This is a genomic window from Klebsiella sp. 18074, from assembly GCF_902705905.1.
Taxonomy (GTDB): Bacteria; Pseudomonadota; Gammaproteobacteria; order Enterobacterales; family Enterobacteriaceae; genus Klebsiella; species Klebsiella terrigena.
In genome coordinates this window covers 1-5,836 of record NZ_CACSIS010000062.1, presented here as the reverse complement: position 1 = coordinate 5,836, position 5,836 = coordinate 1, and the positions used below count along the sequence as shown (strand labels likewise).

The 5,836-nt window shown below is 51.5% G+C and carries 5 protein-coding genes and 2 pseudogenes; 5 read left to right on the top strand and 2 right to left on the bottom strand.

Features of this window, described 5'->3' with window-relative positions:
- Positions 1-128: 128 nt before the first annotated feature.
- A pseudogene (locus GVK32_RS28185) lies at positions 129-578 on the bottom strand (transposase); the annotation flags it as partial.
- 271 nt (positions 579-849) lie between these two features.
- Positions 850-1,950, bottom strand: a complete 1,101-nt coding sequence (locus GVK32_RS28180; protein WP_159874139.1) for an alkene reductase — start codon at positions 1,948-1,950, stop codon at positions 850-852.
- 103 nt (positions 1,951-2,053) lie between these two features.
- Here GVK32_RS28180 and GVK32_RS28175 point away from each other — a divergent pair, with 103 nt between their 5' ends.
- From GVK32_RS28175 to GVK32_RS28155, 5 genes and pseudogenes are all read left to right on the top strand, one after another.
- A complete protein-coding gene (locus GVK32_RS28175; protein ID WP_159874137.1) occupies positions 2,054-2,965 on the top strand; it encodes a LysR family transcriptional regulator in 912 nt (303 codons plus the stop codon).
- Between the two features lie 117 nt (positions 2,966-3,082).
- Positions 3,083-4,258: an MFS transporter gene (locus GVK32_RS28170; RefSeq protein ID WP_159874135.1), complete on the top strand. Its 1,176-nt coding sequence runs from the start codon at positions 3,083-3,085 to the stop codon at positions 4,256-4,258.
- A 3-nt stretch (positions 4,259-4,261) separates the two neighbouring features.
- Complete coding sequence (locus GVK32_RS28165; RefSeq protein ID WP_200842952.1) at positions 4,262-4,786, top strand: hypothetical protein; 525 nt, start codon at positions 4,262-4,264, stop codon at positions 4,784-4,786.
- Between the two features lie 130 nt (positions 4,787-4,916).
- Positions 4,917-5,519, top strand: a complete 603-nt coding sequence (locus GVK32_RS28160; protein ID WP_159874133.1) for an isoprenylcysteine carboxylmethyltransferase family protein — start codon at positions 4,917-4,919, stop codon at positions 5,517-5,519.
- A gap of 103 nt (positions 5,520-5,622) precedes the next feature.
- Positions 5,623-5,836, top strand: a pseudogene (locus tag GVK32_RS28155) (transposase domain-containing protein); the annotation flags it as partial.

The following is a 5,836-nucleotide window of genomic DNA, read 5'->3' as shown; positions in this document are numbered from 1 at the left end:
ACATCCTGAGCGCTGGTCAGGGAAGACAAGAAACTGGCAACCGGAAGGCCCGGTAACGTTGAATCCGGAACGGGAAAAACAGGCGGCTTAAATTAACCAAGGGTGCCAACTACCTTGACACTTACCGACTCCGTAACCTGCTCTTTTACGGCGTCAGTGACTTTAGATATCAGCGTGGGCGATACATCCGCGTCGTACATTTCTTTGAACGTGGCGACGATTTCGCGCGTGGTCATACCTTTGGCGTAGAGGGATAAAATCTGGCTGTCCATCTGTGTGATACGCGTCTGGTTCTTCTTAATTAACTGAGGTTCAAAGGTATTTTCACGATCGCGCGGCGTGTTCAGTTCTATCTCGCCGTCATCGCACAGCAACATTTTTGACGAGTAGCCATTGCGGGTATTAGAGCCTTTTTTGGGCGCATTTTTCTCATGCCCGATATGGTCGGTCAGCTCAGCATTGAGTGCTGTTTCGACGGTAAGCTTGGTCAGCATCCGGGAAAACTGGTTAAGATCGGCTTCGGTTTTAAGGCCTTTAGCCAGTTCAGCCGCAAGGGCTTTAAGTTTCTTTTCGTCCATAATTTGCCTGTCTCCGTTGTTGGAGTGAACATATCAATACCAATAAGCGTGACGTTTTGCATGATGGAACCCTCAAGAGAATTACACCCTGCCAGCGTACAGCTCACAGGGTGGAGGTGACCATCTCATTAACAGGCAATTACACAATTTTAATTACAGTCTCCGTCACTCAATCCGGAGCGGGAAAAACAGGCGGCATAAATCAACCAGGGGTGACAACTTCATTGACACTTACCGCCTGCGTACGGGCGTCACGATTTTTTTTAACCCATCAGAAGGCCAGGGAGGGGTAATCGGTGTATCCCTCATCATTTCCACCAAACAGCGTGGCCGGATTACCAATATCTGCCATCGCCAGATTTTCTTTCAGACGTCGCGGGAAGTCCGGGTTTGCAATGAACGGACGACCGAATGCCACCAGGTCGACGACACCCGCCGTCAGAAGTTTTTCTGCTTTATCACGAGTGTAATTCCCTGCCACAACGATCGTGCCGCTAAAGGTCGCCCGCAGGGTTTCCCGGAACTCATACGGCACCTGCGGTGCATCATCCCAGTCCGCTTCGGCCAGGTGAATAAAGGCAATACCTTTTGTTTCGCACCAGGCTGCCAGTGCCAGAATCGCCTCGATGACTTGGGGATCGTCCATTCCACGTTGGGTGATAAAGGGTGCCAGACGAATACCCGTGCGGTCGGCACCAATAACGTCACTGATGGCTGCAAGTACTTCCTGAGCGAAACGCACGCGGTTTGCAAGGCTGCCGCCATACTCATCGGTTCGCTTGTTTGAGGAACGACGCAGGAACTGATCAATCAGATACCCATTGCCTCCGTGTATCTCTACGCCGTCGAATCCAGCTTTCATTGCATTAATTGCGGCGTGGCGATAATCCGCAATCACCTGCTGAATATCGTTAGGCGTCATTTCACGCGGAACCGGGCAGTCAACCATTTCTCCGACGCCGTTGCTGTTGACCACCCAAACCTGTGCGTCAGGAGACAACGCTGACGGAGCAACCGGTTTGTCATCCGGGTGAAAACTCTGATGAGACATCCGTCCAACATGCCATAACTGGGAGAAAATTTTGCCACCCGCTTTATGTACCGCATCTGTCACCAGCTGCCAGCCCGCAACCTGCTCAGCGGAATGAATGCCTGGCGTCCACGAGTACCCCTGACCCTGTGGAGAAATTTGCGTCGCTTCTGTAATGATGAGACCTGCTCCGGCACGTTGCTGATAATATTCAGCCATCAGCGCCGTGGGGATATTGCCTGGCTGTGCGGCACGGGCCCTCGTCATCGGTGCCATAACGACACGATTTTTTAATTCAACAGCACCAACCTGTGTGGCATCAAAAAGAGTACGTTGTTGCATGCTTTCTTCTCCTGGGGGGGTAAGTTATGCCTTGACTTTATGCCCCGCATGCCGATTTGATAATGGCAGTGAAATCTGATTCTATTTTCAGGAAAACGGAATAATGGGAAAGTTCGAAGATATTACCTTACTGGTGCAGGTAGTGGAGGCTGGGGGACTTTCTGCAGCCGGGCGGCGCATGAATCTTTCGCCGGCCACGATGACAGCCCGCTTAAAGGCCCTGGAAGAGCGTTACCAGACACGGCTCTTTAACCGTTCAACCCGCGCTATCGCGCTGACGCGCGCCGGGGAAGAGTTTTACCACGCCGCGCTTCGCGTACTTGAGGAAATGGCGCAGGCGGAGTCCAAACTCACACAGAAAGACGGGGTGCTCAGCGGGAGCCTGCGGATTTCGGCGTCGTCAGATTTTGGGCGACAGTATCTTTCGCCTGCACTCCTCGACTTTTCACGTCTGTACCCGGAAGTAAGAAGCTCGGTTTACCTCAGTGAAAACCTGATGGATTTAATTGCAAACCGGCTGGACATGAGCATCCGCTTTGGCAACCTTCCGGACAGCAATCTGGTGACTAAATTTATCCGGCCTAATTACCGGGTGCTGGTTGCCTCAAAAAATTATCTCGAAATCTACGGGGTTCCTCTCCACCCGGCTGAACTGCATGATCACCGCTGCCTGGTGATGGAACAGCGCGGTACGCTGATGAACGAATGGCGCTTTGAAGAGCTGGGAGAGGTTGCTGTTGTGCAGGTCACACCTGCGATGGTGTGTGACGATGGTGCCCTGCTGCGACAGTGGGTGCTGGCAGGCGCAGGTATCGCCAGTAAATCCTGGTGGGATGTTAAGCGCGATGTGGAGCAGGGACGGCTCATAGTGCTGTTCAGTGACACATTTATCGGCTTCAGCCGCCATGATAAAAAACAGGTTGGCCTTCAGTTTGTCTACCCGCAACGGCGTTTTCAGCCTTTACAGGTGACAGCCTTCAGCGAGTTTTTCATTCACTGGCTGGAGAATGAATAAGGCGATCATAACGTTTTTATTCTGGTTAAGTGAATAATCAATTCTGTTTTATCGTCATTATAAAAATTGAATCTGTGATGCAGAATGAATCCCATCATTCATCTGCCAGAGTCACTCATGAAACCGCAACGTATTCCTTTACAGGTCTGGATTTTGACCTTATCCGCTTTTGCTATCGGTACCGCAGAATTTGTTGTCGCCGGACTGCTAACGACCCTCGCGCATTCACTCGACATTACGGACGGCCAGGCTGGAAACGTTATCACCGCTTACGCTATGGCAATTGTGTTAGGCGGCCCGGTACTGACGCTGTGGCTCGCCCGTTACGAAAAACGTAATGTACTGGCGGGATTAATGGTGATGTTTATTTTCGCAAACCTGGTCAGTGCGATGTCGACAAGCTATTCACTGCTGCTGGTCAGCCGGGTGCTGGCCGGACTGGTTCAGGGGCCGTTTTACGGGATCGGTGCTGTGGTGGCAACGCGACTGGTGACAGAAAGTCTGGCCGGACGTGCCGTCGGGCAGATGTTTGCCGGACTGACGCTGGCTAACGTGCTGGGCGTTCCCTTCGGTGCCTGGATTGGCAATATCTTTGGCTGGAACGTCACGTTTTATGTTGTCTCCGCACTGGGTGCCGTTGCGCTGATTGCCATTGTGCTGACTATTCAGCGTCAGCCTCCCGAGCAGGGAAAAAGCATCCGCCAGCAGCTGGCAGTGTTCCGTCATGGGCCGTTGCTGGCAAGCCTTGCGATAACAGTGTTGTGCTGGACTGGCTTTATGACCCTCTACGGCTACATCGCCCCGCTCGCAGAGCAGGTGGCAGGATACAGCGTACAGGCATTGACCGTACTGCTGTTTGTGGTAGGGATGGGCCTGGTTCTGGGTAACCACGCAGGTGGCATCACTGCTGACCGCAACCTGCGCCATGCGCAGCTTTTATGGCCGGTACTGATGGTCGCTTCTCTGGTGATTGTAGGCCTTGTGAGCAGCAACTACTGGTTGTTTTTGCTGGCAACCTTCCTGTTCGGGGTTGCCTCGTTCGGCAACGTTCCGCCGCTGCAGATGAGCGTGCTTAAGTACGGTAGCGCTGCGCCGGAACTGGCGGGCACCGCAAATATCTCGGCGTTTAACCTGGCCAACGCGCTCGGCGGAATTATCGGGGGGCTGACCGTAGACAGTGCGCTGGGTGCGGTGGGTATTCCCTGGATGGCAACCCTTATTCCGGTTGCGGGGATCCTTTTTGTCCTGTTTAACCGGCGTAATGATAGCCAGAATACTCAGGTGGCGGGGTAATTTATGTACATACACCACGTAACGTTCCGCAGCCACGACATGGAAGCCACGCGCGATTTTTTTATCTCAGTGTTTGATCTACAGGCCGGTGAACGTCCCAGCCTGATCCGTAACAGCATTCCCGGATACTGGTTATATGAGTTTGATAAGCCGATTGTGCATATCATTCCTGCCAGTGCCGAGGGGGTCCGGCTGCCCGCCACGGCATTGAAAGAGAGTATCGACCCTGTGGCTTTTTATCTTGAAGGTTATCAAAACGTTCGTATTAAGCTCGATAGACTTGGCATCCTTTATTCGTTGATGGATCTGGTGGATATAGATGAACGGCGAATTTTTATCCGGGCACCTGGTGACTTGCTCCCCCGTTGTTGGGCATACGACAATGTAAGTAATGCACACTCGGCAGTGAGAACAATTACGTACTTCCTGTCTTCGCTCACTGCGGACCTCCTCCTAAAGTGCTGGTTCGCTTCGTCCCCGGCCTGTGCCAACAGCGGACATTCAAGCATTAATGCTATCGTTGCGTAATGAAACAGTTAACGAACAATGTCTTGTTTAAGCATGGTAAATGCAGGCGCCAACTTTTTCATGTGCGACGCATTATACCCGTTACTTTAAACTGGTATGGTTAATATGGACTTTATATAAGGAACGCATTATGTCAGCTATTTTTTATATTAACCTTCACAAAATCATGGTGATACCTGTGGTAGCGATCATGATGTTTAGTGTGGGAAATTCCTCAACTGAAGCTTGGGTGTATCTGTCGCTTCATGGCACCTACTCATTATTGTGGCTGATGAAGGAGCATTTTTATCCAGACCGGCGTTTTATGGCGCCCGTTCCGGGTTGGGCAGGCTGGTTATTCATTTTCCTCCCTCTGGCCGGATACTATCTTGCGCCATGGTTGCTTATGAGTCGCCATATTTCACTGCCACCACCGCTGCTGGCTCTGGTTATCACCCTGTTTATTGTCGGTGTCTTTTTACATTATGTGGCTGATGCCCAGAAATTTTATACGCTTCAGTACCGCAAGGGTCTTATCAGTGAGGGGTTATTCAGTTTCAGCCGTAATCCTAACTACCTTGGTGAGATTCTGATCTATCTAGCACTGGCTATCATGTCCATGCACTGGATCCCGTTCCTGGTACTTGCTGGCTGGTGTGTGTTCTTTGTAAGAAATATGAAGAAAAAGGATGAATCACTATCCCGGTATCCTGACTATGAAGAATATCGTAAGAAAACAAGAATGTTACTCTGAATGAAAGCCCGCCGGAGGCGCAATGCCGATCAGTTAAGGATCGGTTGACCGATCCTTAAACTGCGGCACTATAACGGCTTCCACTACAGGGAGCCGTTTTCTTATGCCACGTCTCAATGATCTGCTCGATTTCAGCGACCACCCCTTATGCCACCGCCTTCAGCGCAGATGTTTGCGGAACATCTTCCTACTGAGTGGTACAACACTGCCTGACCCTCTCTGAGCATGCAACCGTTCGCCGTCGTCGCCTGCCGGGAGATATGGTTATCTGGATGGTCGTGGCAATGGCCTTTTTCCGTAATGAGCCGATGACCGAT

Coding starts and splice junctions, on each gene's coding strand:
- GVK32_RS28180 (WP_159874139.1), bottom strand. CDS start 1,950: ATGCAACAACGTACTCTTTTTGATGCCACACAGGTTGGTGCTGTTGAA.
- GVK32_RS28175 (WP_159874137.1), top strand. CDS start 2,054: ATGGGAAAGTTCGAAGATATTACCTTACTGGTGCAGGTAGTGGAGGCT.
- GVK32_RS28170 (WP_159874135.1), top strand. CDS start 3,083: ATGAAACCGCAACGTATTCCTTTACAGGTCTGGATTTTGACCTTATCC.
- GVK32_RS28165 (WP_200842952.1), top strand. CDS start 4,262: ATGTACATACACCACGTAACGTTCCGCAGCCACGACATGGAAGCCACG.
- GVK32_RS28160 (WP_159874133.1), top strand. CDS start 4,917: ATGTCAGCTATTTTTTATATTAACCTTCACAAAATCATGGTGATACCT.